Source organism: Kocuria rosea subsp. polaris (assembly GCF_001483755.1).
GTDB classification, from domain to species: domain Bacteria; phylum Actinomycetota; class Actinomycetes; order Actinomycetales; family Micrococcaceae; genus Kocuria; species Kocuria cellulosilytica.
The window spans coordinates 37,209-62,347 of record NZ_LQBK01000039.1; the positions used below are offsets into that span (position 1 = coordinate 37,209).

Sequence of the window (25,139 nt, forward strand, 5' to 3'; positions counted from 1 at the left end):
GTCGCCGGGGATTCGCCGGGGAGCGGGGCCGGCCGGCGCGTCGTGAGCGGCGGCCGGCAGGGTCAGCCGGCGCCCAGCGGGAGCCGGACGGTGAAGAGCGTGCGGCCCGGGCGGGACTCCACGTCCACCGTGCCGCCGTGGGCCTGCACCACCGAGCGGACGATCGACAGGCCCAGCCCGGTGCTGCCCTCCCGGGTCCGCCGGGAGGTGTCCAGGCGGCTGAAGCGCTCGAAGAGCCTGGCCTGGAACTCCCGCGGGATGCCCGGGCCCTCGTCGAGGACGGAGGCCTCCGCCCAGCCGTCCGCGGTGGCGCGCACGGCGGCCGTCACCGCGGTGCCGGGCGGGGTGTGCTTGCGGGCGTTGGAGAGCAGGTTGGCCAGCACCTGGTGGAGCTGGGCGACGTCGGCGCGCACGGGCACCGGCTCCTCCGGCACGTCCAGGGCCCAGGCGTGGTCGGGGCCGGCGGCCGAGGCGTCGGTGAGGGCCTCGAGCACGAGCTCGCCCAGGTCCGCGTCCCGCAGCTCCGGGGGGCGGCCCTCGTCCAGGCGGGCGAGCAGCAGCAGGTCCTCGACCAGGGCGGTCATCCGCAGCGTCTGCTGCTCCACGCGGGCCAGTGAGGCGCGGCCGGTGCCGGTCAGGGGCTCGGTGAGCTGCAGCATGTCCGTGTAGCCGCGCACGGCGGCCAGGGGGGTGCGCAGCTCGTGGGAGGCGTCGGCCACGAACTCGCGCAGCCGGGTCTCGGAGCGCTGGCGCGCGGCCAGGGCGGAGTCCACGTTGTCGAGCAGGGAGTTCAGCGCGTGCCCGACCTCCCCGACCTCGGTGCCGGGCCGGGCGAGCTCGGGGGGCACGTGCCGGTCGGCGAGGGAGACCTCCCCGGAGGCCAGGGGCAGCCGGGCGACTCCGGAGGCCGCGGCCGAGACCCGTTCCAGCGGCCGCAGGGCACGGCGGACGACGACGGTGCCGACCGCCGCCGTGGTCAGCAGCGCGAGCACGCTGCCCACGCCCATGGTGGTCACGAGCTCCGTCACGGTGTCGTCGACCGAGGCCGTGGGCAGGCCGGTGACCAGCACCTGGCTGCCGTTCCGCGCGTTCCGGGCGACCGACTCGACGCGGTACTCGCCCACGGACAGGGCCACGTCCGTGAGCCGGCCCTGCTCCGTGCCCGTGGAGCGCCGGCGGTCCCCGAAGCCCCGCTCGTCCGGGCTCCCGGCCGCGAAGACGCCCGTCTCCTGCAGGGCGGCGACGTCCTGCTCGGGAAGCGGCGCGGGCTCCCCGGACCCGGTGCGATAGGACGCCCTGACCACCTCCTCCTCGTGCAGCACGGCCACCAGGATGCCCACCGGCTGGCCGGGGGCGTCGAGGGGGTCCCGTTCCAGGGCCGGGTCGCCCCGGGTGAAGGTCAGCGCCCGCCCGGTCGCCTGCCGCAGCGAGCCGTCGAGCCGCTCCACGAGGTCCTGACGGGTGAGCTCCACGATGGTCGCGCCCAGCACGAGCAGGACCACCGCCAGCAGGACGAGCACCCCGGCGATGAGCCGGGTGGCCAGACGGGTGCGTCGTCGGGCCGGTGGCGATGCCGGCGACGAGGCCGGCCGCGGGTCCGGCGGGCGGTGCGTGGACAGCGGGCCGGGCGGCATCAGGACGCGGGTTTGATGACGTACCCGGCGCCGCGCACGGTGTGGATCATCGGGGCGCGGCCGGCGTCGATCCGCTTGCGCAGGTAGGAGATGTAGAGCTCCACGATGTTGGCCTGGCCCGAGAAGTCGTAGTGCCACACGTTGTCGAGGATCTGGGCCTTGGACAGGACCCGGCGCGGGTTCTCCATCAGGTAGCGCAGCAGCTCGAACTGGGTGGCGGTCAGCTCGATCGGCTCACCGGCCCGGGTGACCTCGCGGCTGTCGACGTTCAGGACCAGGTCCCCGACCACCAGGGTGGCGCTGTCCTGCGCCGCGGCCCCGGAGCGCTGCACCAGCCGGTGCAGCCGGATGAGCACCTCCTCGATCGAGAAGGGCTTGGTCACGTAGTCGTCCCCGCCCGAGGCCAGGCCCTCGATCCGGTCGGCCACGGTGTCCTTGGCCGTGAGGAACAGCACCGGCACCTCCGGGTAGGACCGGCGGATTCGGGCGAGGACCTCCAGGCCGTCCAGCCCCGGCAGCATCCGGTCCAGGACCAGCACGTCCGGGGCGAAGTCGCGCGCCTGGGCCACGGCGTCGAAGCCCTCGTGGGAGATCCTCGCCTCCCACCCGCACATCCCCGTGCCCATGGCCACGAGGTCGGCCAGCGCCGGCTCGTCGTCCACGACCAGCACCCGGATCGGCGAGCCGTCCGGGTGGGTCAGGCGGGGCAGGACCTCGGCGAGGACGGAGAAGCTGGAGGAGTAGGACATGGGAGCTCCCGGTGCCGGGCGGACGTGACACTGTCACTGTTCCCCACCAGATTAGGCGCGCGTCCTGTGGAGGCTGTGCGGAGCCTGTGCCGTGGTGCCACCGCGCACGGCAACGGCGGGTGCGCCGGCACAGCCGCGGCACAGACGCCGGACGGACAGGCGCCGGCCCGGGCGCGGACCCGCGTCACAGATCCGCGGCACAGGAGAAGCACAGCGATCCGACAAGCCGGGCACATGTGCACGAGCAACAGTGGAGTGCGCACCGGCCCGCCAGGCGGGCCCGGCGGGCAGGGGGCCCGTCGTCGCACCGCGCTGAAGGGGGCCGCCGCCATGACCGATCCCGGGAACCGCCCGCCGAGGAGCGTGCCGTGGGCGCAGGCCTCCGGGCAGCGGCCGGGCGCTCCTCGCACGGACGCGACCCGGGGCGGCCGTCCGGCCCGGAACGCCGCGGTGGACCCGGCGGCGAGCTCCGCGGTAGGGCCGGGGGCGGGCTCGATCGTGGGCCCGGCCGCGGACCCGGCGGTGGGCTCGACCGCGGGCCCGGCCGTGGACCCGGCCGTGGACCCGGCGGTGGACCCGGCGGTGGACCCGGCGGTGGACCCGGCGGTGGGCTCGGCCACCGGGGCCGCCATCACGGCTGCCGCGCCGGGCAGGCGCCGCCTGGTGGGGGTGGACGCCGCCCGCGGCCTGGCCCTGATCGGGATGATCGCCATCCACATCCTGCCCTCGTGGGATCCGGAGACCTTCGAGCCCACGGCGCAGTGGACGGTCTTCGCCGGACGCTCCGCGGCTCTGTTCGCCGTCCTGGCCGGCGTGGGGCTCGCCTTCAGCACCGGCGGCCGGACGCCGCACACCGGCCGGGCGCTGACCGCCGACCGGGCGGGCACGGCCGTGCGCGCCCTGCTGATCGCGGGCCTGGGGCTGGCGATCAACCACGTGCTGCCCGGCAGCACGCTCGACGAGGTCCCGGCCGTCAACATCCTCGTCTACTACGGGGCCTTCTTCCTGCTGGCGATCCCCTTCCTGCGCCTCTCCGCAGGGGCCCTGTTCGCCTGGGCGGCGTGCTTCGCCCTCGCCGGTCCCGTGCTCGTGCACCTGCTGCGGGACGTGCTGCCCGCCGTCGAGCGCTACAACCCGGACTACCTCGACCTCGTCAGGGACCCCGGGGCCACCGCGGCCCGGCTGCTGCTGACCGGGACCTTCCCCGCGCTGCCGTACCTGGCCTATCTGCTGACCGGCCTGGCCATCGGCCGGCTCGACCTGGCCCGGCTCCGGGTCCAGGTCGCGCTGGTGCTGGGCGGGACGCTCCTGGCCGCCGGGGCCTCGCTGACTTCCTGGGCGCTCGTCGACCGGGCCGGCGGCTTCGAGCACCTGGTGGCGCGCACTCCCGGCCTGGACGCGGAGCTCGTCACCGACGTCATCGTGTGGGGACCCGAGCCGACGCTGCCCACGACCACGTGGTGGTGGCTGGCGGTCGGCGGCCCGTACACCAACACCCCGCCGGCCCTGCTGCTGGGGCTGGGCTCGGCGGTGGCCGCGCTGGGCGTGTTCCTCCTGCTGGCCCGCCGCTCCGCGTCCTGGCTGCTGCCGCTGAGCGCGATGGGCGCGATGACCCTCACCGTGTACTCCGCGCACCTGCTGGCCCTCGCCGCCGAGGTGCACTACGACCAGCCGCTGTGGTTCGTGGTCCACGTGGGTGTGGCCGCGGCCTTCGCGCTCCTCTGGCGCCAGGCCATGGGGCAGGGGCCCCTCGAGCGGCTGGTGGCGGGGCTGGTGCGCGGCACCCGCCGGCGCGTGCTCTCCCGGGAGCACCGCACGGACTGAACGGGCCGCGGGGAGGGACTACGGCGTGCTGGGGACGGCGTGCCGGTGCCGGTGCGCCGCGTAGCCCAGGATGAGCAGGCCGGCCACGGCCAGGCCCACGCCCACCCAGGCGGGGGAGCGGTAGCCCCAGCCGGCGGAGATGACGATCCCGCCGAGGAAGGCGCCCATGGCGTTGGCCAGGTTGAACGCCGCGTGGTTCATGGCGGCGGTCAGGGAGGGGGCGTCCTTCGCCTCGCGCAGCAGGCGCACCTGGAGGGAGGTCGTGAAGATCGAGCCCATGATCCCGATCCACAGCGCCCCCAGGACGGCCGCGGCGGGGACGTGGACGAACAGGGCGAAGAACGCCAGGGCCACGCCGGACACGGCGCCGGCGCCGAGGGCGGTGCGTTCGATCGAGCGGTCGATGAGCGGGCCGGCCAGCAGGGAGCCCAGGGTCATGCCCACGCCGAACACGGCCAGCACCCACGGCACGGTGCCGATGTCGAGACCGGTGAGCTCGGTCAGGGTCGGGGAGATGTAGGTGTAGACCGCGAACATGCCGCCGAAGCCGATGGCCCCGGCCAGCAGCGTGAGGGCCACCTGGGGCCGGGCGAGGGCGCGGACCTCCTGGGCCGCCGAGGCCATGCCCTCGTTGCGGGTGCGCGGCACCCAGAGGGCCAGGGCCCCGATGGTCAGGGCGCCCAGGAGCACCACCAGGAGATAGGCCGAGCGCCAGCCGAGGGCCCCGCCCAGGGCCGCGGCGAACGGCACGCCCACGATGTTGGCGATGGTGAGCCCCAGCATCACCCGGGCCACGGCGGTGCCGCGCCGTTCGCGGGCCACCAGGGAGGAGGCCACCACGGCGGCGACCCCGAAGTAGGCGCCGTGGGGCAGGCCGGCGAGGAACCGGGCGGCGTAGAGCCACTCGAGGGACGGCGCGGCGGCCGAGAGCCCGTTGCCCAGCACGAACGTGAGCATCAGCGCCAGCAGCAGGGTCTTGCGCTCCATCCGGGCGGCGAGGGACGTGATGAGCGGCGCCCCGACCACCACGCCCAGGGCGTAGAGCGAGATGGACTGGCCCACGGCCGGGATCGAGGCGTCGAAGTCCTCGGCGATGAACGGCAGCAGGCCCATCGAGGCGAACTCGGTGGTGCCCACGCCGAAGCCGCCCATCGCCAGGGCGAAGATGGCGAGGCGGGTGCCGGCGGGGCCGGGGGCATTGACCACCTGGAGCAGGGCGGTGCGGGGTGCGGGCACGGCGGGTCCTTCCGGGAGGGCGCAGGGACGGGGAACGAGCACGTCGTCGAGCCCGAGCAGAAGAAAGGGGGTGACTTTTGATGCTACGCGGGTTCGCCCCGGTCTCCCATGCCTCCCGGTGTGATCTTGATCAGGTCCTGTCGCGCCGGCGGTGCTCCACGGCGCCGTCCCCGAGCCTCTGCGGCCCGGCCGGGTCCCTGCGCCCGGGGACGGGTGCGGGCTCAGCGGAAGGCGGAGTGCCCGGTCAGCTGCTGGCCCAGGATGAGGGTGTGCACCTCGTCGGTGCCCTCGTAGGTGCGCACCGACTCCAGGTTGTTGGCGTGGCGCAGCGGCGAGTGCTCGAGCGTGACCCCGTTGCCGCCGAGCATCGTGCGCGCCTGGCGGCACACCTCGATCGCGATCCGGCAGTTGTTGAGCTTGCCCACCGAGATCATGTGGTTCTCCAGGCGGCCCTCGTCCTTGAGCCGGCCGATGCGCAGCGCCAGCAGCTGCCCCTTCTGGATCTCCAGGGCCATGTCCACCAGCTTCGCCTGGGAGAGCTGGTAGGCCGCGAGCGGCTTGTCGAACTGGATGCGCTGCTGGGAGTAGGCCAGCGCGGCGTCGAAACTGTCGCGGGCGGCGCCCAGGGCGCCCCACACGATGCCGTAGCGGGCCTCGTTGAGGCAGGAGAACGGTCCCCGCAGGCCGGGGTGGTGCGGCAGGAGGGCGTCGGCGGGCAGCCGGACGTCCTCGAGGGCGATGTCGCACTGGATGGAGGCGCGCATGGACAGCTTCGGCTCGATCGGGACGGCGGTGAACCCGGGGGTGTCCGTGGGCACGAGGAAGCCCCGGACGCGCTCCTGCCCGCTCTCGTCGACGGCCTTGGCCCAGATCACGGCCACGTGGGCGATCGAGGCGAGGCCGATCCAGCGCTTGGCGCCGTTGAGCACCCACTCGTCGCCCTGGCGCACCGCGGTGGTCGCCATGGTCGAGGGATCCGAGCCGGCGGTGGGCTCGGTGAGGCCGAAGCAGCCGATGATCTCGCCGGCGGCCATGCCGGGCAGCCAGCGCTGCTTCTGCTCCTCGGAGCCGTGCTTGGCGATCGCGGACATCGCCAGCGAGCCCTGCACGGAGACGAACGTGCGCAGTCCGGAGTCCCCTGCCTCGAGCTCCTGCATCGCGATGCCGTACTGCACCGCGGACTTCCCCGCGCACCCGTAGCCCTGGACGTGCATGCCGAGCAGCCCGAGCTGCGCCATCTCGGGGACGATCTCCTGCGGGAAGACGGCGTCGGCGTACCAGCCGGCGATGTTCGGCCGGATCCTCCGGTCCACGAACTCCCGGACGGCGTCCCGGGTCTCGAGCTCCTCGGCACTGAGGTCTGCTTCGACGTCGAGCAGGTCGGTCGCGGCGGGGTTCATGGGTCCTCCTGGGGTTCGGGTGCTCGGATGCCTCCGACGAGGATGACGCATTCGTGAGCTGCGCAACACGGTTCGCCCGACAATTGAGTTATAGGTATCACTGACTGCCAGATTAGGTATTTGAGGTTTCACAGTGGGTCGTGGAAATGTGATCTGCACGACATCCGCTGACTTCCCGGAGGACCCCTGTGACCCGTTCGTCCCCCACCGCCGCCGACGGCCCGCCCCGGGTGCGCATCGAGCGCACCGGCGCCGTGGCCGTGGTGACGCTCGACGACGAGCCCCGCCGCAACGTGCTCGGCCACGAGCTGCGCACCGGGCTGCGGGCCGCCCTGGCGGAGCTCGCCGCCGACCCCGGGACCGGGGCCGTGGTGCTCACCGGGGCGGGACGCTGCTTCAGCGGCGGCGGCGACCTCGCCGCGATGCCGCCCGCCGGTCCCGCCGAGTCGGCCGCCCGGATGAGCCAGGTGGCCGGGCTCGTGCAGGAGCTCGCGTCCCTGGCGAAGCCGGTCGTGGCCGCGGTGACCGGGCCCGCGGCCGGTGTGGCCGTCGGCCTGGTGTGCTGCTGCGACGTGGTGGTGGCCGGTGGGAGCGCACGGTTCCTGTTCCCGTTCACCCGCCTGGGCCTCGCCCCGGACGGCGGGCTGGTGCACTCGCTGGTCCAGCGGGTGGGAGCGGCCCGCGCCCGGAGGATCCTGCTCGAGGCCGCACCCGTGGACGCCGGCGCCGCCCGGGACGCCGGCCTGGTCGACCACCTCGTGCCGGACCCGGACGTGCTCGGCACCGCGGTCGCGCACGCCGCCGAGCTCGCCGGGCGGGCCCCGCTCGCCGTCGCGGCGGTGAAGCGCGGGATCCGCGAGGCGTCGGGCTCGCTCGAGGACGCCCTGACGTTCGAGCGGGACCACCAGCCGGTCCTCTTCGGGACCTCCGACTTCCTGGAGGGCAAGCAGTCGTTCTTCGACCGGCGGCTCCCCTCCTTCTCCGGGCGCTGAGCGCCACCACCGCACGTCGAAAGGCCATCATGAGGACAACGACAACACGGCTCGCCGCCCTGGGCGCCGTCGCAGTGCTGGGCCTGACCGGCTGCGCCGCCGCCGGGGGCAGCGAGCCGGTGGGCCCCAACGGCCTGCCGCAGCAGCTCGTGTGGTCCACCTACAACGTGGGCACCGGCACCTACAACGATCTCGCCGCCATCGCGAACACCCTCACCAACGAGGAGGGCGTGCAGGTGCGGCTGATGACCGCCGACACCGGCATCGGCCGGCTGGCCCCGCTCGTGAACGGCACCGTGGACTACGCGCGGGCCGGGGACGAGTACTACTACGCCTTCGAGGGCGACTACGAGTACGCCAGCGAGGAGTGGGGTCCCCAGGACCTCCGCATGGTGTGGGCGCCGCCCGGCAACTACGGGATGCTCGTGCGCGAGGACAGCGGCATCGACTCCTTCGCGGACCTCGAGGGCAAACGGGTCCCCCGGCTGACCGCCAACACCTCCATCAACAACAAGATGGAGGGCTTCCTCAACTACGGCGGTCTCACCTGGGACGACGTCGAGCAGGTCCCGATGGCCTACGGCGAGCAGATCGCCGGGCTCGAAGCGGGACAGATCGACGCCCTGTACCAGAACGTGGTCGGCTCCAACATCAACGAGCTGGCCTCCAGCACGGAGGTCCAGTGGCTGAGCTTCGACGACCCGGACCCGGCCCGCTACGAGACCTGGGAGGAGCTGATGCCCATGGTGACGGTCGGCGAGATCACGAGCGGCGCCGGGCTGGAGGAGGGCGAGAGCGCCCGGGTCCTCGAGTACACGATCCCGCTCACCACGACCGCCGACCGCGACGCGGACGAGGTCTACCACCTCGTGAAGGCGATGGTCGAGAACTACGAGCACTACGAGGGCACCACCCCGGACACGAAGCAGTTCTCCTTCGACGCCGTGCTGAAGGAGCCGCTGGTGGTCCCGTTCCACGAGGGGACCGTCCGCTACTTCGAGGAGCGCGGTGTGTGGACCGAGGAGCTCGAGCGGAAGAACGACGAGCTCGTCGAGCGCGGCGAGCGCATGCAGGAGGCCTGGCCCGGCGTCGTCGAGTCCTCCGCCGACGAGGAGCTCGAGCGGAACTGGACGGAATGGAAGCAGAACGAGCTGGACGGCCCGCAGAACGGCCAGGAGAACGGCCAGGAGAACGGCGAGGGGAACGACGATGAGAACTGAGACCCGGGTGACCCCGTTCTGGCGGACGGTCGTGATCGCGCTGACCGTGCTGGGCGTGCTGCTGGCCATGAACCAGGTGTTCTTCTGGAACGTAGGCGGGCTGTCCCTGCTGACCAACTCCTACCTCTACCTGATCCTGGCGGCCTTCCTGCCGGTGGTGTTCATCGTCAACCCCCTGCGCAAGGTCCCGCTGGCCCAGCAGGTGGAGGCCCAGCAGGAGCCCGGTACCGGCGGCAGCACCGCGGCCGGCGCGGGCCGGGAGCGCCGGGTCCAGTGGTTCGACGTCCTGCTCATGGTCGTCTCCGCGGCGGTGTGCACGTACTTCGCGGCCAACGGGACCCGGATCAAGAACTACGGCTGGGAGTTCATGGCGCCCACCACCGCCACGGTCGCCGCGTTCGTGCTGTGGCTCGTGGTGCTCGAGGCCCTGCGCCGCACCGGCGGGCTGACGGTCACCGTCATCGCGCTGCTGTTCTCCCTGTACCCGCTGGTCGCCGAGAACCTGCCGATCGGCGTCCTGCAGGGCGTCACCTACGACCTGCCGACCCTGGCCCAGGTGCACATCATGGGGGCCGAGGGCGTCCTGGGCCTGCCCATCCAGACCGCGGCCACCATCCTGATCGGCTTCCTCGTCTTCGGGGTGGCCCTGCAGCACACCGGCGGCGCGGACTTCTTCCACAACCTCTCCATGTCGATCTTCGGCCGCTACCGCGGCGGCGCGGCGAAGGTGTCCGTGGCCAGCAGCGCGGCGATGGGCATGATGAGCGGCAGCGCGGTCTCCAACGTCCTGACCACCGGGCCGATGACCATCCCGGCCATGAAGCGCTCCGGGTTCAGCTCCACCTACGCGGGCGGCATCGAGGCCACGGCCTCCTCGGGCGGATCGATCACCCCGCCGATCATGGGCACCGCGGCGTTCCTCATGGTCTCCTTCGTGGGAGTGCCCTACACGGAGATCCTGGTGGCGGCCACCATCCCCGCGGTCCTCTACTTCCTCGGCATCTACCTGCAGGTGGACGGCTACGCGGCCCGCAACGGGCTGCGGGGCGTGTCCGCGGACCTGCTGCCGCGGACCCTCGCCACGCTCGTGCGGGGCTGGCCCTACGTCCTGGCCCTGGGCCTGCTGACCGGGCTGCTGTTCCTCACGGACTCCGAGACCCAGGTGCCGTACTGGGTGATCCTGGTGCTGCTGATCGTGGCCGTGCTGCGCCCGGGCCAGAAGTTCGGGCCGCGGGAGTTCACCGACTTCCTGGTGGAGTGCGGCCGGACGCTGAGCAACATCGTCGGGATCATCGCCGGTGTGGGCCTGATCGTCGGCGGCCTCACCGCCACGGGCGTGAGCCTTTCCCTGGCCCGGGAGCTGGTCTCCCTGGTGGGCGACAACGTGGTCCTCATCCTCGTCGCCGGCGCCGTGACCTGCTTCATCCTCGGGATGGGCATGACGATCTCCGCGGCCTACGTGTTCCTGGCGATCGTCATGGTCCCGGCCGTCATCGACCTGGGGGTCAACCCGCTCGCGGCGCACCTGTTCGTCATCTACTGGGCGTCCGTCTCCTACATCACCCCACCGGTGGGCCTCGCCGCCTTCGCCGCGGCGGGTCTGGCCAAGGCCCCCGCCATGGCCACCAGCGTGGCGGCCATGAAGCTCGGCGCGGTGAAGTACATCGTCCCGTTCGGCTTCGCCCTCAACCCCGCCCTGGTCGCCCAGGACTCGCCCGGCCGGATCCTGCTGGCGTTCGCGCTGAGCATCGTGGGGGTCTACGCCCTGGCCTCGGCCATCGAGGGCTGGACGGTCGGCTTCGACCGCCGGATGCCCGCCCTGTTCCGGGCGGCGGCCGCGGTCGGCGGGTTCCTGCTCTTCCTGCCCACCCCGATCACCGCCGTCCTCGGCCTGGCCCTCGTCTCCGGGAGCGTGCTGCTCACCTTCCTGACCGTGCAGGCCGGGCCCGCGGACGACGACGACACCGCTGCCGCGCACGCCCCCGAGCCCGCCACCGCGACCGTCTGACCGGAAGGACCCGACATGACCGACAGCACCGGCACCACCACTGCCGCCACCACGGCCGGCACCACGACCGGCACCACTGCCGACAGCACAGCCGGCACCGCCACCGCCGACAGCACGGCGGGCACCACCACTGCCGACAGCACAGCCGGCACCGCCACCGCCGACAGCACGGCGGGCACCACCACCGACAGCACGAGCGGCGCCACCGACGCCGTCACCACGGCCGGCACCAGCACGGGAACCGTGGTCGACACGGGGACCGGCACCGTCACGGCCGAACTCCGCGGCAGGGTCGCGGTCGTCACCGTGAACCGCCCCGAGGTGCGCAACGCCCTGAACTTCGGGGTGCTGGACGGGATCGAGGCCGCGCTCGACGCGTTCGAGCGGCGGGAGGACGTCGGCGCCGTGGTCTTCACGGGCGCTGGGGAGAAGTCCTTCGTGGCCGGCGCGGACATCTCCCAGCTGGTCGGCTACACGCTGCGGGACGGGCTGCGGGCCCGGATGCAGCGCCTCTACGACCGGGTCCAGGACCTCGAGCTGCCCACGATCGCCGCGGTCAACGGCTTCGCGCTGGGCGGGGGCAACGAGCTGGCGATGTCCTGCGACATCCGCATCGCCGCCGGGAACGCCCGGTTCGGGCTGCCCGAGACCAACCTCGGCATCCTGCCCGGCGCCGGCGGCACCCAGCGGCTGTCCCGGCTCGTGGGCCTCGGCCGGGCGCAGGAGATGATCCTCACCGGCCGGATCATCGACGCCGAGGAGGCGCTGCGCATCGGGCTGGTGACCAGCGTGGTCCCCGCGGAGGAGCTGATGGGCGCCGCGCTCGCCACCGCGGAGACCATCCTCGCCAAGGGCCCCCTGGCCGTGCGGCTGGCCAAGCTCGTGGTGCGCAACGGCGCCGAGACGGACCAGCGCACCGGGCTGCTGCTCGAGCGGCTGGCCCAGTCCCTCCTCTACGCCTCCGACGAGAAGGCCGAGGGCGCGAGCGCCTTCCTGGAGAAGCGCCCCGCCCGCTTCCGCGAGCAGGACTGAACCGCCGGGTGCGGGCGGCTCCCCGCCCGCACCCGGCGGCCACCCCGCAGGGCCGTCGCCCCGCAGCGACTTCGCACCACCGCCCGAGACCTTCGCACGACCGCCCCCAGACCTTCGCACCACCACCCCGAGGAGCAGAGCATGAATTCCCAGCCGAGCATCGACGCCGTCCGCGACGTCCTGATCGTGGGATCCGGTGCCATGGGCACCCAGATCGGGGCGGTCTTCGCCCTCGCCGGCTACACCGTCACCACGAGCGACCTCGACCCCGCCGCCCTCGAGCGGTCCCGGGAGGAGGTGCGCCGCCGGCTCGGCCGGCTCGCCGAGAAGGGCAGCAGGAGCCGGGAGGAGGTGGACGCCGCCCTCGCCCGGATGGCGTACACGACCGACTCGATCGAGGCGGCGTGCTCCACCGACTTCGTGCTCGAGGCCGCTGTGGAGCGCCTCGACATCAAGCGGCAGCTGTTCGCCGACCTCGACGAGGCCGCGCCCGAGCACGCCGTCCTCGCGACCAACTCCTCGACCATTCCCTCGTCCCTGCTCATGGACGCGACCGGCCGGCCCGACCGCGTGTGCAACATGCACTTCTTCAACCCGGCGCTGGTCATGGCCTGCGTCGAGGTGGTGCGCAACCCGCAGACTTCGCACGCCACCGTGGAGACCACCGTGGAGCTGGCCCGCCGGCTCGGCAAGCAGCCCGTCCGGCTCCAGCACGAGGTCCCCGGCTTCGTGGCCAACCGCCTCCTCGGGGCCCTGCGGGACGAGGCCCTGCGGCTCGAGGCGGACGGCGTGGCGAGCTTCGAGGACATCGACGTGGCGGCGCGGACGGCGCTGGGCCACCCGATGGGCCCCTTCGAGCTGATGGACCTGGTCGGCATCGACGTGTCCTACCTGATCCGTCTCGCGGAGCACAAGCAGAGCGGGGACCCCGCGGACCTGCCGCACCCCTCCGTGGAGAAGCTCTACGAGCAGGGCCGGTACGGCCGCAAGACCGGCCGCGGCTGGTACGAGTACGCCGGCTGAGCCCCGGACCACCACCGGGCCGCGCCCCGGACGACCTCCGGGCCGAGCACCGGACGAGGAACGACGACGAGGAGAGAAGACATGAGCCAGTTCGAGGACGCCCACGCCCTGCAGGAGATCTTCGGCCGCCCGGGCACGGGCCCGCTCGCCGGGGTGGTGGTGGCGGATCTCAGCCGCGTGCTCGCCGGCCCCTACTGCACCATGCTGCTGGCGGACATGGGCGCGACCGTCATCAAGGTGGAGAGCACCGCCGGGGACGACGCCCGCGCGTGGGTCCCGCCCCACCGGGACGGCGAGAGCACCTTCTTCCTCTCGGTCAACCGCAACAAGCACTCGATCGCCCTGGACTTCTCGGACCCGGCGCAGCTCGAGGTCGTGGAGCGGATCATCGCCCGCGCGGACATCCTGGTGGAGAACTTCAAGCCCGGCGGCCTGGCGCGCTACGGCCTCGACTACGAGAGCGTCAGCGCCTGGCGCCCGGACCTCGTCTACGCCTCGATCACCGGCTTCGGCACCGCCGGCGGCGCCGACCTGCCCGGCTACGACCTGCTGGCCCAGGCCCTCTCCGGGATGATGAGCCTCACCGGGAGCCAGCACGGCGAGCCGTACCGGGCGGGCGTGGCCCTGTTCGACGTGATCACGGGCCTGCACGCCGCCACCGGCATCCTGGGCGCGTTCCACGAGCGGCAGTCCTCCGGGGCGGGCCAGCACGTGGAGCTGAACCTGCTGACCTCGGCGCTGTCCGGGCTGGTCAACCAGTCCGCCGCGTACGTGGCGGGCGGCAGCGTCCCCACCCGGATGGGCAACGAGCACCCGAGCCTCTACCCCTACGAGCCCTTCCCCACCCGGGACAAGGACATGGTCATCGCGGTGGGCAACAACGGGCAGTTCGCGCGGCTGTGCCGGTGCCTCGGGGCGCCCGAGCTCGCCGAGGACGACCGGTTCAGTACGGTGTCCGCGCGCAACGCCCACCGGGTGGAGCTGCGCCGGCTGATGGTCGAGCGGCTCGCCGCCCGGGACGCAGAGGACTGGTTCGAGCTGCTCAAGGCGGTCAAGGTGCCATGCGCCCCGATCCTCGGAGTGGACGAGGGCGTCCGCTTCGCCGAGGGCCTCGGCCTGGACCCGGTGGTCCTGGCGGGAACGGGGGACCGGGAGATCCCCACGGTCCGCCACCCGGTGGACTTCAGCCGCACCCCGGTCGACTACTCGCAGGCCCCGCCCCGGCTCGACGGCGACCGGGACCGCGTCCTGGCCTGGCTCGAGCGCGGCGAGCCCGCGGTCCGGCAGGCGTCATGAGCGCTGTCGGCCCCGTCGACCCCGTCGGCACCGTCCACACCGCCGTGCTGCCCGTGCGCTGGTCCGACCAGGACCTCAACCGGCACGTCAACAACGCCCGGGTGGTGACCCTGCTCGAGGAGGCGCGGCTCTCCGCGATGGCCGCCTGGCTGGGACAGGACGGTGTCCCGGACCCCGCCCGGCCGCGCGTGGTGGTGTCCCTGGCGCTGGACTACCTGCGCTCCATCGACCACGGCCCCGAGCTCACGGCCCGGGTGCGGGTCGCCCGGGTCGGCCGGTCGTCCTGCACGGTGGCCTACGAGCTGGTCCAGCACGAGCAGGTCGCGGTCCGCGCCCGGACGGTGCTCGTGCAGACGGATCCCGCCACGGGCCGCTCCACGCCGCTGCCGGACCGGGTCCGGGCCGCCCTGGCGGGCGTCGTCGTCCCGGAGCCGGAGCCGGAGCCGGAGCCGGAGACCGAGCCGGAGACCGAACCGGGCTCCGTGACCGTGCGTGCATGACCGCGTTCCGGAGGGGGCGGGCCGGCCTGCGGGCGCGGCGGATCGCGTACCCGGCGCTGCTGGCCACCACGGCGCTGGGCACGATGTCCTCGAACGTGATCAACGCGCCGCTGTACGTCATCCAGACGGACCTCGGCATGACGGCGCAGCAGTCGGTGCTGGCCGTGAGCGCCTTCACGGTGGCGATGGCCACGGCCGTCCCGCTCGCGGGGTGGCTCGGCGACCGGCTCGGCGTCCGTGCCTTCCTGCTCGCGGCGCTGGGGGTCATGGTCCTCGCGGAGCTCACGGCCGCCGCGGCGGCGGGCATGGAGGCGCTCGTGCTCGCCCGGATGGTCCAGGGCGCGGCGTGCAGTGCGATCCCGCCCTGCGTGCAGGCGGCCCTGGTCAGCACCTGGCCGGAGCGCACCGCGCAGACGATGGGGGCGTGGGCCTCGGCCATCGGCGTGGGGCAGGCTGTGGGCCCGCCCTTCGGCGGCGTCCTCACCGAGGCCCTGGGCTGGCGCTGGGTGTTCGTGGTGCACGCCGGGCTGGTGCTCGTGCTGATCCTCCTGCTCGCGGTGTTCATGCCCCGCATCCGGCGGCGGCGCCCGCCGATGCACGTGGCCGCGATGGCCTGGCTCGTGGTCGGCGGCGGGTCGACGGCCGCCGCCGTGCTGCTGGCCGGGCAGTCCGGTCCCTGGTCCTGGGCGGCCGCGAGCGCGGTCTCCGCGGTGCTCGGCTGGTGGCTGTTCGCCCGTCTCTCCCGGCGGCGGTCCCGGCGGGCCGCGGGGGACGCGGCGGCACCCCGGCCCCTGCTGGACCCGGCCCTGCTGCGGGACCCCGCCTATCTCACCGCCGCGGCCGGAGCGGGGCTGGCCATGGGCTCCATGGCCGTGGCCATCGTGGCCGTGCCCCTGTTCCTCGGCTCGGACCTGGAACTGGGGCCCGCCCGGATCGGGGCCGTGGTCCTCACCCTGGCGCTCGCCATGACAGCGGCGGGGCCCGTCGCGGCCCGGGTGGGCCGCCGGCACGGCAGCGGGGTCCAGCTGAGCCGCGGCGTCCTGATCCTCGTGGTCGCCGCCCCGGTGGTCACCCTGGCCATGGTCTCGTCCGGCCTCGGCGTGGCCCGCTGGGTGATCGTCTCCCTGGTGGTCCTCGGGCTCGTGCTCGCCGGGACCGGGATCGCCTTCGCCCAGAGCGCGGCGGCCACGGAGCTCGTGCTCTCGCCCGCCGGGGGCTCGGGGACCGCGATCGGCATCCACAACCTGATCCGCTTCCTCTCGATGGCCGTGGGCTACTCCGGGGTCTCCCTGGCGTGGGCCACCGGCGCCTCGATCCTCGTCTTCCCCGCGGTCGCCCTGACCGCGCTGGGCCTGCTCGCGATCCTGCGAGCCACTCGCCGGGAACTCCCGGCAGCACCGACCGCACCGACCACCGCGGGTCCTGGGACCCGCCGACGAAAGGACCGACCATGACCACCACCGCGAGCGCTCCCTCGACCGAGGCGCCGGCCGCCGTCCGCGCGGGAGCCGCGACCTCCGACTACTTCCGGCTCGACGACGACCTCACCCCCGAGGAGGTCGCCGTCCGGGACCGGGTGCGGGACTTCGCCCAGCAGCGCGTGCTGCCCGTGATCAACGACTACTGGGAGCGCGCCGAGTTCCCCTGGGAGCTGCTGCCCGGCCTGGCCGAGCTCGGCATCATCGGCACCACCATCCAGGGCCACGGCTGCCCGGGGATGTCGCGGAGGGCCGCCGGCATGGTGGCCCGGGAGATGGCCCGGGCCGACGGCAGCATCAACACGTTCCTGGGCGTGCACGGCAACCTGTGCATGGGGGCGCTGAACATGCTCGGCTCCGAGGAGCAGAAGGACCGCTGGCTGCCGGCCATGGCCCGGCTCGAGAAGACCGGGGCGTTCGCGCTCACCGAGCCCGAGCACGGCTCCGACTCGGTGGCCCTGGAGACCTCGGCCCGCCGCGAGGGCCAGGAGTGGGTGATCGACGGGCACAAGCGGTGGATCGGCAACGGGGACGCGGCCGACGTCGTCGTGCTCTTCGCGCGCAATGCCGAGGACGGGAAGGTGAACGCCTTCGTCGTGGAGAAGGACGACGACGGGAACCACCCCGCCGGCTACCGGCCCGAGGTGATCACGGGCAAGGTCGGCAAGCGGGCCATCCAGCAGGCCGACATCGTGCTCGAGGGCCTGCGGGTGCCGGACGCCAACCGGCTGGAGCACTGCCGGTCCTTCAAGGACGTCTCCCGGGTCCTGCAGGCCACCCGCGGCGGCGCCGCCTGGGAGGCCGTGGGCCACGGCATGGCGGCCTTCGAGATCGCCGCCGACTACGCCGCCCGCCGGAAGCAGTTCGGCCAGGCCATCGGCGGGTACCAGCTCGTCCAGGCCCGGCTGGCGAACATGCTCAGCGAGCTCACCACCATGCAGCTGCTGTGCGTGCGGATGGCCGAGCTCGCCGACCGCGGCCAGCTGTCCAACGCGCAGGCCTCGATGGTGAAGATGGCCACCGCGCAGAAGGGCAAGTGGATCTGCAACGAGGCCCGCGACCTCCTGGCGGGCAACGGGCTGCTGCTCGAGAACCACGTCATCCGGCACATGACGGACATGGAGGTGGTCTCCACCTACGAGGGCACCGACTCCATCCAGGCGCTGCTGGTGGGCCGGGACATCACCGGCATCTCGGCCTTCAACTGAGCGCCGGCCCCTTCCTGCCCTGCCCTGTCCCGTCCCGACCTGTCCCGCCGCCGCTCCCGCCCCCGCCGCCGAACTCACCGGTTCGGCCCGAGAAGCACGGACGAACCGCCGCGTCTCGGGGAGAACCGGTGAGTTCGGCGATCTAGGGGAGCCGGGCGAGCCGGCGCTCCGGGCGAGCCGGGGGAGGCGTCAGGGGGTGCTGGGGGGCAGGGTGGGCAGGGGGCCGTCCGGGGCGGGGAACACCGTCTCGGAGATCTCGATGACCGACTGCAGGGCCGGGCTGGCGTCCCCGTGGCGCCAGATGAGGCGGACCTCGACCGGCTTCTGCTCCTGCGTCAGCGGCTTGTAGACCACGCCGCGGGACGGCACGTTGTCCCGGACGCTGGAGAGGATCAGGGAGATGCCCATCCCGGCGCCCACGAGGACCACGAGCGTCCAGGAGTCCGGGGCCACCTGGACCACGCGCGGGACGAAACCCGCGTTCATCGCCAGCGTGTTGAGCCGGTTGGGCAGCGTGGCCCCTGCCCCGCCGGGCAGCACGATCCACGCCTCCTCCGCGAGGTCCTCGGCGTCGACCGTCTCGCGGTCGGCCAGCGGGTGGTTCTCCGGGAGGGCGACGAGCAGCTCCTCGAGGGCGACGAGCCGGGAGCTGATCTCCGCGGGCAGGAAGTCCCACCGGCCGATCACGAGGTCGAGGGAGTCGTCCAGGACCTTCTCCAGGCCCAGGTAGGAGAACTGCGAGCTGTAGAGCTCCAGGCTGATCCCGGGGCGCCGGCGCCGGACCTGGCGCGCCAGCTCCCCCACCGCCTGGTTCACGGAGGCCCCGGCGAAGCCGAGCCGCACCCGGCCGATCTCGCCCTCCTGCGACTTGCGGACCACGTCCTTGATCCGCCGCGCGAGCATGACCAGTTCCCGGGCCGGCTCCAGCAGGGCCTCGCCCTGCGGCGTGAGGGTCACGTGGCGGGTGTTGCGCTCGAACAGGGTGGCGCCCAGCTCGGCCTCCAGCTGCCGGATCAGGCGGCTCAGGGGCGGCTGCGCCATGTGCAGGCGCTTCGCCGCGCGGCCGAAGTGCAGCTCCTCCGCGACGGCGAGGAACGCCTGGGCCTTGTGGACTTCCATCCGGCCAGACTAGGTGCTGCTCCGAGAGGCCTGCACGGGAGCGGTTTCGTCGCAATTGTCATTTGTGGGGCTTGCCCGCCCGTCCGTGGCATGCTTCCTCTCGTTATGAGGTTCGTCATGCTCCGGAAACACTCCGTGTCCGGTGCAGCAACACGGACTTCCTACAGTCGGAGCAGTACCGCTCGCCCCGCCCCCAAGGAGCAGCCCATGACTGAGCACGCCGGACCAGGATCCGCTCCCGTGCTCCCGCACGCGCGGCGACCGGCCCTCCGGGTGGTGGGCGGCACGGCCGTCGAGCCCGCCCGCCCCGAGTCCGTCCCCGCCGCGCCGGACCCGGCCGAGGAGGCGCGGGCGCGCGCCGCGGCCGCGCGGGCCGCCCACCCGTCCTCCGGCCTCGGCGTGCCGGGCTTCCGGCGCCCGCAGCCGGCCGCGCCCTCGGACCAGGAGAACCGTCCGGCGCCCCTGCCGGAGGAACCCGGCACGCCCCCGGCAGCGCGGCAGCCCGACGTCCCGGCCCTCGACGGGGCCGGTCCGCACGTGGTCACGGGACCGGTCCTGCTGCCGGCGGCCCGGGCCGGGGACGTGCTCAAGGTCGAGGTCCTCCACGTCCTGGACCCCGAGGCGTCCCCCGGGCCGCTCGGCACCGGGTGCACCGCCTACCTGCCGGTCCGCGCGGACGGCGCCGTCTTCTGCCCCCGGGAGCTCCACCGGGCCCTGGGCGCCGCCGGCCAGCCCCTGTCCGGCACCTTCCGGGTGAGCGTGTGCCGGACCGGCGCCCAGGGCGTGCCCGCCGTGGCGCACCGGCAGCCGTTCGCCGAGACCGACGAGCACTGGATCGTCGTCGGCCGCTCGGGCACGGACGACGTCGACGAGCGGACGTTCTGCCTGACCGCGGCCATGCACCGGGCCGTGAGCGCCGGGGTGGACTTCCTGGCGCGGGACCGCGGCATGGACCGGCCCATCGCCCACGCCTACCTCTCGAGCACCGCGGAGTTCGCCGTCACCCGGCTGGAGGACAGTTCCGCGGGCGCCCACGGCCGGATCCGCAAGGCCGACTTCTGCTGACCGTCCCCCGCGCACGGGGCCTCGGCCGCCCCGGGCAGATCGATGTGCATTCGTAATCGTCATATTTCGCATGCAGTGCGCTGGACCCCCCGGTAACCCCCTACTGTGGGTGACGCAGGTCACGCGGGCGTCCGTGCGCGGTCCCGACAACGAGGTCGGGCTGTCTGCCGCCGGTAGCACCACGGCCGGGGCGCCCGGTGACCTGTCCAAACCTCCGGCGGTCCCGCACTGCTAGCCTCCGGGCATGACACCGTCCTCCCGGGCCGCCGCCCCCGCCACGTCCCTGCCGCGCACGCTCGCGCGGGTGCTGCTCGGGCTCGTCCTGCTCGGCGCCGGGATCAGCCACCTCACGGTGGCCCGCCAGGAGTTCACCGCCCAGGTCCCCGAGTGGATGCCCGTGCCCGACGACGCCGTGGTGCTCGGCTCGGGGGTGGTCGAGATCGTCCTCGGCGCCGCGCTGGTGGCCCTGCCCCGCCGGCGGGTGCTGCTCGGGTGGCTCGCGGCGGCGTTCTTCGTGGCCGTGTTCCCGGGCAATGTCTCGCAGTACCTCACGCGCACCGACGCCTTCGGCCTGGACACCGACCGCGCCCGGGCCGTGCGGCTGCTGTTCCAGCCGCTGCTCGTGCTGTGGGCCCTGTGGTCGACCGGGGCGTGGCGGGCGTGGCGCCGCTCCCGCCGGGATCAGTCCCGGCGGTCGGCGTAGCGGTCGGCGTAGCGCTCCCGCACGCGCCGGTAGACGGTGAACGTGCCGAGATAGGCGAGGGCCGCGAGCACCACGACGGGCAGCCACTCCTGGGCGTCCACCGTGGTGAGCAGCGCTCCGGCGGACGTCACCACCAGGGCCAGGACGAGCAGGCTCGCGACGATCGACTTCACGGGCGTCCTTCCGGGGCGCGGGGGCGTTCGGGACAGCTCCAGCGTAGCGGCCCGGCGGAGGGCGTTCGCCGGCGCCACCGCGACAACGGCGCCGCGGTGGCGAGGGCCCCGTGGCAGTGGTCCGGCGGGCGCGGCCCGGGAACTCAGCAGGCCTCGGCGAACGCCCGGTCGGTCGCCTCCGCCGAGGGCTCCGCGGGGACGTCGCCCAGGTGCAGCAGGTCCACCACGTCCGCCTCCTCGAGGCCGGTCTCGCGGGCCAGGAGGGTGATCGGCACGCCGTGGCGCACGGCCAGGCGCAGCTCGTCGCGCAGCGTCTCCACAGCCTGGTCGAGCCGCCACCGCTCCGCCTCGAGGCCGGACTCGAACGCGCAGAGGCGCTGCGCCTGCTCCTCGGCGTCGCCGGCGGCGAGGGGTCCGGCGTCCGCCAGGGCCTGGTCGAAGGCCCACTCGGCGGTCTCGACCCGCCCGGCCGCGGCGAGGACCCGCCGCGTGAAGAACGGGCGGAACAGCATCGCCTCGCCGTCGGGGACGATCGAGGGCACCGTGCCCTCGGGCGCCGGGGTCTCCTGCAGGAAGCCGCAGGCGCAGGCGTGCATCCACCGGCCGTCGACCGCCGCCTGGGCCACGGCGTGGTTGACGCGGTCCTCCACCTCGGCGAACTCGAGGGTGCGCACCGGCATGGGCCGCCCGCAGTGCACGGGGGCGGCGGGATCCGCCCCGGGGTCGTTCCGGACCGCCCGGAGGGAGGAGGACTCTGCCGTCTCGACGGTGGACCGGTGGTGCAGCTGCTGCTTCATCTGGCGACCTTCCTCACGTGTCCTGCTTCGTTCCACTGCGACTCCGTGCGCCTCGTCACGCCGTCGCACGGTTCCCATCGAACAGCAGTATTACTAGATTGTCTATTTACCAGTTCTGCTGATTTGTAGATCGCCTACACTGGAGCCATGAGCGCACACCCCCAGACCTCGTCCGGCTACTGGTACGCCGCCGAGGGCGACCGCCCGCCGGCGGTGCAGGTGCTCGAGGCGCTCCGGGCCTACCGGGCGGCCGAGTCCGCCATGCGGCTGCGGACCCGCGACTCCATGGGCATGGGGGAGAAGGACGTGCTGGCCCTGCGCTACCTGCTCGAGGCGGGCCGCGCCGGCACCCCGATGGGCCCGCGGGACCTGGCGCGCAAGCTGGGCATCTCCTCGGCCTCCACCACCACGCTGCTGGACCGGCTGTCCCGCAGCGGCCACGTGGCGCGGCGTCCCCACCCCACGGACCGGCGGGCGCTGGTGATCGTGGCCACCGAGGAGGCCGACTGCGAGGTCCGCTCCACGCTCGGGGCCATGCACGAGCGCATGCTGAGCGCCGCGCGGGAGCTGACCGCCGAGGAGGCCGCGACCGTGACCGCCTTCCTGCAGAAGATGGCGGCGGCGGTCGAGGCCGTCGACGAGGCCCGGCTCCAGGAGCGCGTCGAGGACTGCCGGCACCCCGCCCCGGGCCACGGGGGCGCCTGAGCCGCGCGCCCGGTGCACCGGGGCCGCAGCGGAAGGCCGCTCCCGGCGGCAGCCCGCGGCAGGCGGATCCCGGCAGACAGACCCCCGGCAGAGGATGCCGGGGCACGGGAGGAGATCCCGATGGGACTCGACGACAAGATCCGCAACGCGGCCGACAAGGCGGTCGGCTCGGCCAAGGAGGCGGTCGGTGACGCCACCGACAACCGCGACCTCCGGGCCGAGGGCAGGGTGCAGAAGACGGCCGGGAGCACGCGGCAGGCCGGCGAGCACCTCAAGGACGCCGCCCGCGACGTCGGCGACGGCCTGAAGAGCTGAGCAGGCGGGTGCGCCCCCGCCCGGGAGCGGGCGGGGGCGCACCCGGGCACCGCTCCGCACGGTGCGGAGTGCACGGTGTACTGCGCACCGTGCGGAGCGGACCCGTCAGTGGGTCGGGAAGCCCAGGTTGATCTGGGACTCCGAGGGCTCGGGCCAGCGGGTGGTGACGAGCTTGCGGCGGGTGTAGAAGTTGAAGGACTCCGGGCCGTACATGTGGGTGTCCCCGAACAGGGAGTTCTTCCAGCCGCCGAAGGAGAACGCCCCGATCGGCACCGGGATCGGGACGTTGACCCCGACCATGCCGACCTCGATCTCGAACTCGAACTGCCGCGCCGTCTTGCCGTCGCGGGTGAACACCGCCACCCCGTTGGCGAACTGGTTGGTGTTGATCAGCCGCACGGCCTCCTCGTAGGTGTCCACCCGCACCACGGACAGCACGGGGCCGAAGATCTCCTCGTCGTAGACCTTCATCCCGGGCTTGACGTGGTCGAGCAGCGAGACGCCGGTGAAGAACCCCTCGCCCTCGAACTGCTGGGTCGTGCCGTCGACGACGACGCTCGCGCCCTCGGCGGAGGCTCCCGTCACGTAGCCGTTGACCCGTTCCAGGGCCTGGGGCGTGATCAGCGGGCCCATCTCCGAGGCCGGGTCGGTGCCGTCGCCGATGGTCAGGCCCGCGATCCGCTCCTTGAGCCGGTCGATCAGCGGATCGGCCACGTCCCCGACGGTGACCAGCACCGAGACGGCCATGCAGCGCTCCCCGGCGGAGCCGTAGGCGGCCGAGATCGCCGCGTCCGCGGCCCCGTCCAGGTCCGCGTCCGGCATGACCACCATGTGGTTCTTCGCCCCGCCCAGGGCCTGGACGCGCTTGCCGTTGGCGGCGGAGGTCTCGTAGATGTACTTGGCGATCGGGGTGGAGCCCACGAAGGACACGGCCTTGACCAGCGGGTTGGTCAGCAGCTCGTCCACGGCCACCTTGTCCCCGTGCACCACGTTGAGCACCCCCGGCGGCAGGCCGGCCTCGGCGAAGGCCTCCGCGATCCACACCGCCGCCGAGGGGTCCCGCTCGGAGGGCTTGAGGATCACGGTGTTGCCGGCGGCGATCGCGGTGGTGATCATCCACAGCGGGACCATGGCGGGGAAGTTGAACGGGGTGATGCACGCGACCACGCCCACCGGCTGGCGGGTCTGGTGGACGTCCACCCCGGTGGCGGCCTGCTCCAGGAACTCGCCCTTCATGTGGTGCATCAGCCCCGCGCAGAACTGCACGTTCTCCAGCCCGCGGGCGACCTCCCCGGCCGCGTCCGAGAGGACCTTGCCGTGCTCGGCGGTGATGATCGCGGCCAGCTCCGGGGTGCGCTCCCGGATGATGTTCTCGACCTTGAACATGATCGCCGAGCGCTTCGACATCCCGGTGGCCCGCCAGGCCGGCAGGGCGAGCTCGGCGGCCTCCACGGCGGTGGCGACCTCCTCGGCGGAGGCCAGCAGCACCTGCTTGGCCACTTGCCCGGTCGCGGGGTTGTAGACGTCCGCGGTGCGCTCGGAGCCGCCGCGGCGGGCCCCGTCGATGAAGTGCTCGATGACCTCGCCGGAGCCCCGGGGGTCCTGGGCGCCCCGCTCGGCGTCCTGCTGCGCGCGGGTCTCGGCGTCCTGCTTGGTGTTCTGCATGGTGTCCTCCTCGGTCGTGGTGGTCTCGGCGCCGCTCAGGCCCGGTCCGGGTCCCAGCCCGGGATCTTCCCGTCCGGCGCGGCGTACTTGGTGATGAGGGAGCAGTCCTTGTCCCCGAGGCCCTCGTCGATGAGCTGCTGCAGCCTCTCGGCCACGAGCTCCGCCGCGGGCAGCCGCACGCCGGTCTGCTCGCCCGCCATGAGCGCCAGCCCGGCGTCCTTGGCGGCGAGGACGGCGCTGAAGGTGGCCTCGAAGTTCTTGTTGGCCGCCGCGGAGTCCACGATCCCGGGCACGGGGTACCAGGTCTGCAGCGCCCAGGAGTTGCCGGAGGACACCGAGGCGATGTCCCAGAACACCTGGGGGTCCAGGCCCAGCCGGTCGGCGAGCACGGAGCCCTCCGCGCAGGCCTCGAGGCAGATGAACAGCATCATGTTGTTGACGATCTTGGCGGCCTGGCCCGTGCCGGCGTGGCCCGTGGCCACGATCTTGCGGGCCATGGGCTCGATGAACGTCCGGGCCTGCTCGACGACGTCGGGCTTCCCGCCGACCATGAAGGTCAGGGTGGCCGCCGCCGCGCCGCTGATCCCGCCGGAGACCGGCGCGTCCACGAAGCGGAAGCCGGCCTCCTCGGCCGCCCCGTGCAGGTGCTCCGCGGTCTCCACGTCGATCGTGGAGCTGTCGATGAGCAGCGCGTCCTTCGGCGCGAGCGCGATGACGCCGCTGTCGCCGAGGTAGACGGCACGGGCGTGCTCGCCCTTGGGGAGCATCGTGAACACCACCTCGGCGCCCTGCAGCGCCTCCTCCAGGGTGTCGAAGGTCTGCACCCCGTGGTCGCGGGCGGCCGCCATGGCGGCGGCGCTGACGTCGTGGCCGCGGACGTCGTGGCCCGCCTTGACGAGGTTGCCGGACATCGGGTTGCCCATGTGGCCGAGGCCGATCCAGGTGATGGTGGTCATCGGGGAGTCCCTTCTGCGGGGTCGAGAACTGCGGGGTGTCG

The 25,139-nt window shown here is 73.4% G+C and carries 23 protein-coding genes; 14 read left to right on the forward strand and 9 right to left on the reverse strand.

The features are described 5' to 3' along the window. Positions 1 to 62 precede the first annotated feature (62 nt). Positions 63 to 1,634 (reverse strand): sensor histidine kinase, encoded by a 1,572-nt coding sequence (locus tag AVL61_RS14745; protein ID WP_082697200.1) that lies wholly within the window; start codon positions 1,632 to 1,634, stop codon positions 63 to 65. Then, entirely contained in the window at positions 1,634 to 2,383 is a 750-nt protein-coding gene (locus tag AVL61_RS14750) for a response regulator transcription factor (protein WP_058875081.1), read from the reverse strand. Before AVL61_RS14750 ends, AVL61_RS14745 begins: the two co-directional genes overlap by 1 nt. Positions 2,384 to 2,713: 330 nt before the next feature. Here AVL61_RS14750 and AVL61_RS14755 point away from each other — a divergent pair, with 330 nt between their 5' ends. Next, positions 2,714 to 4,207, forward strand: coding sequence for a heparan-alpha-glucosaminide N-acetyltransferase domain-containing protein (locus AVL61_RS14755; protein WP_231738434.1), 1,494 nt, complete (start codon positions 2,714 to 2,716; stop codon positions 4,205 to 4,207). 18 nt (positions 4,208 to 4,225) lie between these two features. Here AVL61_RS14755 and AVL61_RS14760 read toward each other — a convergent pair whose 3' ends face one another. Both AVL61_RS14760 and AVL61_RS14765 read right to left on the reverse strand, forming a co-directional pair. Continuing rightward, entirely contained in the window at positions 4,226 to 5,443 is a 1,218-nt protein-coding gene (locus AVL61_RS14760; protein WP_082697201.1) for an MFS transporter, read from the reverse strand. A 221-nt stretch (positions 5,444 to 5,664) separates the two neighbouring features. After that, the gene (locus AVL61_RS14765) at positions 5,665 to 6,843 is read right to left on the reverse strand and encodes an acyl-CoA dehydrogenase family protein (protein ID WP_058875082.1); all 1,179 of its coding nucleotides are present in this window, start codon (positions 6,841 to 6,843) and stop codon (positions 5,665 to 5,667) included. 188 nt (positions 6,844 to 7,031) lie between these two features. Between AVL61_RS14765 and AVL61_RS14770 the strand changes: the two genes are divergently transcribed. The 9 genes from AVL61_RS14770 (at position 7,032) to AVL61_RS14810 (ending at position 17,600) form a co-directional block, all read left to right on the forward strand. Continuing rightward, the gene (locus tag AVL61_RS14770; protein ID WP_058875083.1) at positions 7,032 to 7,835 is read left to right on the forward strand and encodes an enoyl-CoA hydratase/isomerase family protein; all 804 of its coding nucleotides are present in this window, start codon (positions 7,032 to 7,034) and stop codon (positions 7,833 to 7,835) included. 29 nt (positions 7,836 to 7,864) lie between these two features. Further along, on the forward strand, positions 7,865 to 9,055 hold the full coding sequence (locus AVL61_RS14775; RefSeq protein ID WP_082697203.1) for a TAXI family TRAP transporter solute-binding subunit: 1,191 nt from the start codon (positions 7,865 to 7,867) through the stop codon (positions 9,053 to 9,055). Further along, a complete protein-coding gene (locus AVL61_RS14780; protein WP_231738435.1) occupies positions 9,045 to 11,063 on the forward strand; it encodes a TRAP transporter permease in 2,019 nt (672 codons plus the stop codon). The genes AVL61_RS14775 and AVL61_RS14780 overlap by 11 nt, the downstream gene beginning before the upstream one ends. 15 nt (positions 11,064 to 11,078) lie before the next feature. After that, entirely contained in the window at positions 11,079 to 12,095 is a 1,017-nt protein-coding gene (locus AVL61_RS14785) for an enoyl-CoA hydratase/isomerase family protein (RefSeq protein WP_231738436.1), read from the forward strand. Between the two features lie 141 nt (positions 12,096 to 12,236). Beyond that, positions 12,237 to 13,118, forward strand: a complete 882-nt coding sequence (locus AVL61_RS14790; RefSeq protein ID WP_058875086.1) for a 3-hydroxyacyl-CoA dehydrogenase family protein — start codon at positions 12,237 to 12,239, stop codon at positions 13,116 to 13,118. Positions 13,119 to 13,199: 81 nt separating this feature from the next. Then, positions 13,200 to 14,414 (forward strand): CaiB/BaiF CoA transferase family protein, encoded by a 1,215-nt coding sequence (locus AVL61_RS14795; protein WP_058875087.1) that lies wholly within the window; start codon positions 13,200 to 13,202, stop codon positions 14,412 to 14,414. Next, positions 14,411 to 14,914: an acyl-CoA thioesterase gene (locus AVL61_RS14800; protein WP_058875088.1), complete on the forward strand. Its 504-nt coding sequence runs from the start codon at positions 14,411 to 14,413 to the stop codon at positions 14,912 to 14,914. The genes AVL61_RS14795 and AVL61_RS14800 overlap by 4 nt, the downstream gene beginning before the upstream one ends. Further along, positions 14,911 to 16,368 (forward strand): MFS transporter, encoded by a 1,458-nt coding sequence (locus AVL61_RS14805; RefSeq protein ID WP_058875089.1) that lies wholly within the window; start codon positions 14,911 to 14,913, stop codon positions 16,366 to 16,368. The genes AVL61_RS14800 and AVL61_RS14805 overlap by 4 nt, the downstream gene beginning before the upstream one ends. Beyond that, on the forward strand, positions 16,365 to 17,600 hold the full coding sequence (locus AVL61_RS14810; RefSeq protein WP_058875090.1) for an acyl-CoA dehydrogenase family protein: 1,236 nt from the start codon (positions 16,365 to 16,367) through the stop codon (positions 17,598 to 17,600). Before AVL61_RS14805 ends, AVL61_RS14810 begins: the two co-directional genes overlap by 4 nt. Positions 17,601 to 17,789: 189 nt before the next feature. Here the strand turns inward: AVL61_RS14810 and AVL61_RS14815 are convergent, their stop codons facing one another. Further along, a complete protein-coding gene (locus AVL61_RS14815) occupies positions 17,790 to 18,719 on the reverse strand; it encodes a LysR family transcriptional regulator (RefSeq protein WP_058875091.1) in 930 nt (309 codons plus the stop codon). Positions 18,720 to 18,926: 207 nt separating this feature from the next. Here AVL61_RS14815 and AVL61_RS14820 point away from each other — a divergent pair, with 207 nt between their 5' ends. Beyond that, positions 18,927 to 19,784 carry a hypothetical protein gene (locus AVL61_RS14820; RefSeq protein ID WP_157571457.1) on the forward strand — a complete coding sequence of 286 codons (858 nt, stop codon included), beginning with the start codon at positions 18,927 to 18,929 and terminating at the stop codon, positions 19,782 to 19,784. Between the two features lie 244 nt (positions 19,785 to 20,028). After that, a complete protein-coding gene (locus AVL61_RS14825) occupies positions 20,029 to 20,487 on the forward strand; it encodes a DoxX family protein (RefSeq protein WP_058875093.1) in 459 nt (152 codons plus the stop codon). On the opposite strand, the gene AVL61_RS14830 is transcribed toward AVL61_RS14825, so the two are convergent. Both AVL61_RS14830 and AVL61_RS14835 read right to left on the reverse strand, forming a co-directional pair. Next, positions 20,466 to 20,660 carry a hypothetical protein gene (locus AVL61_RS14830; RefSeq protein ID WP_058875094.1) on the reverse strand — a complete coding sequence of 65 codons (195 nt, stop codon included), beginning with the start codon at positions 20,658 to 20,660 and terminating at the stop codon, positions 20,466 to 20,468. The two genes, AVL61_RS14825 and AVL61_RS14830, sit on opposite strands and share 22 nt — an antisense overlap. Before the next feature lie 143 nt (positions 20,661 to 20,803). Beyond that, positions 20,804 to 21,457 carry a hypothetical protein gene (locus AVL61_RS14835; RefSeq protein WP_058875095.1) on the reverse strand — a complete coding sequence of 218 codons (654 nt, stop codon included), beginning with the start codon at positions 21,455 to 21,457 and terminating at the stop codon, positions 20,804 to 20,806. Positions 21,458 to 21,604: 147 nt separating this feature from the next. Here AVL61_RS14835 and AVL61_RS14840 point away from each other — a divergent pair, with 147 nt between their 5' ends. Beyond that, positions 21,605 to 22,162 carry a MarR family winged helix-turn-helix transcriptional regulator gene (locus AVL61_RS14840; protein WP_058875096.1) on the forward strand — a complete coding sequence of 186 codons (558 nt, stop codon included), beginning with the start codon at positions 21,605 to 21,607 and terminating at the stop codon, positions 22,160 to 22,162. Between the two features lie 120 nt (positions 22,163 to 22,282). Next, on the forward strand, positions 22,283 to 22,477 hold the full coding sequence (locus AVL61_RS14845) for a CsbD family protein (RefSeq protein WP_058875097.1): 195 nt from the start codon (positions 22,283 to 22,285) through the stop codon (positions 22,475 to 22,477). A 105-nt stretch (positions 22,478 to 22,582) separates the two neighbouring features. Here the strand turns inward: AVL61_RS14845 and AVL61_RS14850 are convergent, their stop codons facing one another. Continuing rightward, positions 22,583 to 24,142: a CoA-acylating methylmalonate-semialdehyde dehydrogenase gene (locus tag AVL61_RS14850; protein WP_058875098.1), complete on the reverse strand. Its 1,560-nt coding sequence runs from the start codon at positions 24,140 to 24,142 to the stop codon at positions 22,583 to 22,585. Positions 24,143 to 24,177: 35 nt separating this feature from the next. Then, positions 24,178 to 25,098 carry a 3-hydroxyisobutyrate dehydrogenase gene (gene mmsB, locus AVL61_RS14855; protein ID WP_058875099.1) on the reverse strand — a complete coding sequence of 307 codons (921 nt, stop codon included), beginning with the start codon at positions 25,096 to 25,098 and terminating at the stop codon, positions 24,178 to 24,180. Between the last annotated feature and the right edge of the window lie 41 nt (positions 25,099 to 25,139).

Coding starts and splice junctions, on each gene's coding strand:
- AVL61_RS14745 (WP_082697200.1), bottom strand. CDS start 1,634: ATGCCGCCCGGCCCGCTGTCCACGCACCGCCCGCCGGACCCGCGGCCG.
- AVL61_RS14750 (WP_058875081.1), bottom strand. CDS start 2,383: ATGTCCTACTCCTCCAGCTTCTCCGTCCTCGCCGAGGTCCTGCCCCGC.
- AVL61_RS14755 (WP_231738434.1), top strand. CDS start 2,714: ATGACCGATCCCGGGAACCGCCCGCCGAGGAGCGTGCCGTGGGCGCAG.
- AVL61_RS14765 (WP_058875082.1), bottom strand. CDS start 6,843: ATGAACCCCGCCGCGACCGACCTGCTCGACGTCGAAGCAGACCTCAGT.
- AVL61_RS14775 (WP_082697203.1), top strand. CDS start 7,865: ATGAGGACAACGACAACACGGCTCGCCGCCCTGGGCGCCGTCGCAGTG.
- AVL61_RS14780 (WP_231738435.1), top strand. CDS start 9,045: ATGAGAACTGAGACCCGGGTGACCCCGTTCTGGCGGACGGTCGTGATC.
- AVL61_RS14785 (WP_231738436.1), top strand. CDS start 11,079: ATGACCGACAGCACCGGCACCACCACTGCCGCCACCACGGCCGGCACC.
- AVL61_RS14790 (WP_058875086.1), top strand. CDS start 12,237: ATGAATTCCCAGCCGAGCATCGACGCCGTCCGCGACGTCCTGATCGTG.
- AVL61_RS14795 (WP_058875087.1), top strand. CDS start 13,200: ATGAGCCAGTTCGAGGACGCCCACGCCCTGCAGGAGATCTTCGGCCGC.
- AVL61_RS14800 (WP_058875088.1), top strand. CDS start 14,411: ATGAGCGCTGTCGGCCCCGTCGACCCCGTCGGCACCGTCCACACCGCC.
- AVL61_RS14805 (WP_058875089.1), top strand. CDS start 14,911: ATGACCGCGTTCCGGAGGGGGCGGGCCGGCCTGCGGGCGCGGCGGATC.
- AVL61_RS14810 (WP_058875090.1), top strand. CDS start 16,365: ATGACCACCACCGCGAGCGCTCCCTCGACCGAGGCGCCGGCCGCCGTC.
- AVL61_RS14815 (WP_058875091.1), bottom strand. CDS start 18,719: ATGGAAGTCCACAAGGCCCAGGCGTTCCTCGCCGTCGCGGAGGAGCTG.
- AVL61_RS14820 (WP_157571457.1), top strand. CDS start 18,927: ATGACTGAGCACGCCGGACCAGGATCCGCTCCCGTGCTCCCGCACGCG.
- AVL61_RS14825 (WP_058875093.1), top strand. CDS start 20,029: ATGACACCGTCCTCCCGGGCCGCCGCCCCCGCCACGTCCCTGCCGCGC.
- AVL61_RS14835 (WP_058875095.1), bottom strand. CDS start 21,457: ATGAAGCAGCAGCTGCACCACCGGTCCACCGTCGAGACGGCAGAGTCC.
- AVL61_RS14840 (WP_058875096.1), top strand. CDS start 21,605: ATGAGCGCACACCCCCAGACCTCGTCCGGCTACTGGTACGCCGCCGAG.
- AVL61_RS14845 (WP_058875097.1), top strand. CDS start 22,283: ATGGGACTCGACGACAAGATCCGCAACGCGGCCGACAAGGCGGTCGGC.
- AVL61_RS14850 (WP_058875098.1), bottom strand. CDS start 24,142: ATGCAGAACACCAAGCAGGACGCCGAGACCCGCGCGCAGCAGGACGCC.
- mmsB (WP_058875099.1), bottom strand. CDS start 25,098: ATGACCACCATCACCTGGATCGGCCTCGGCCACATGGGCAACCCGATG.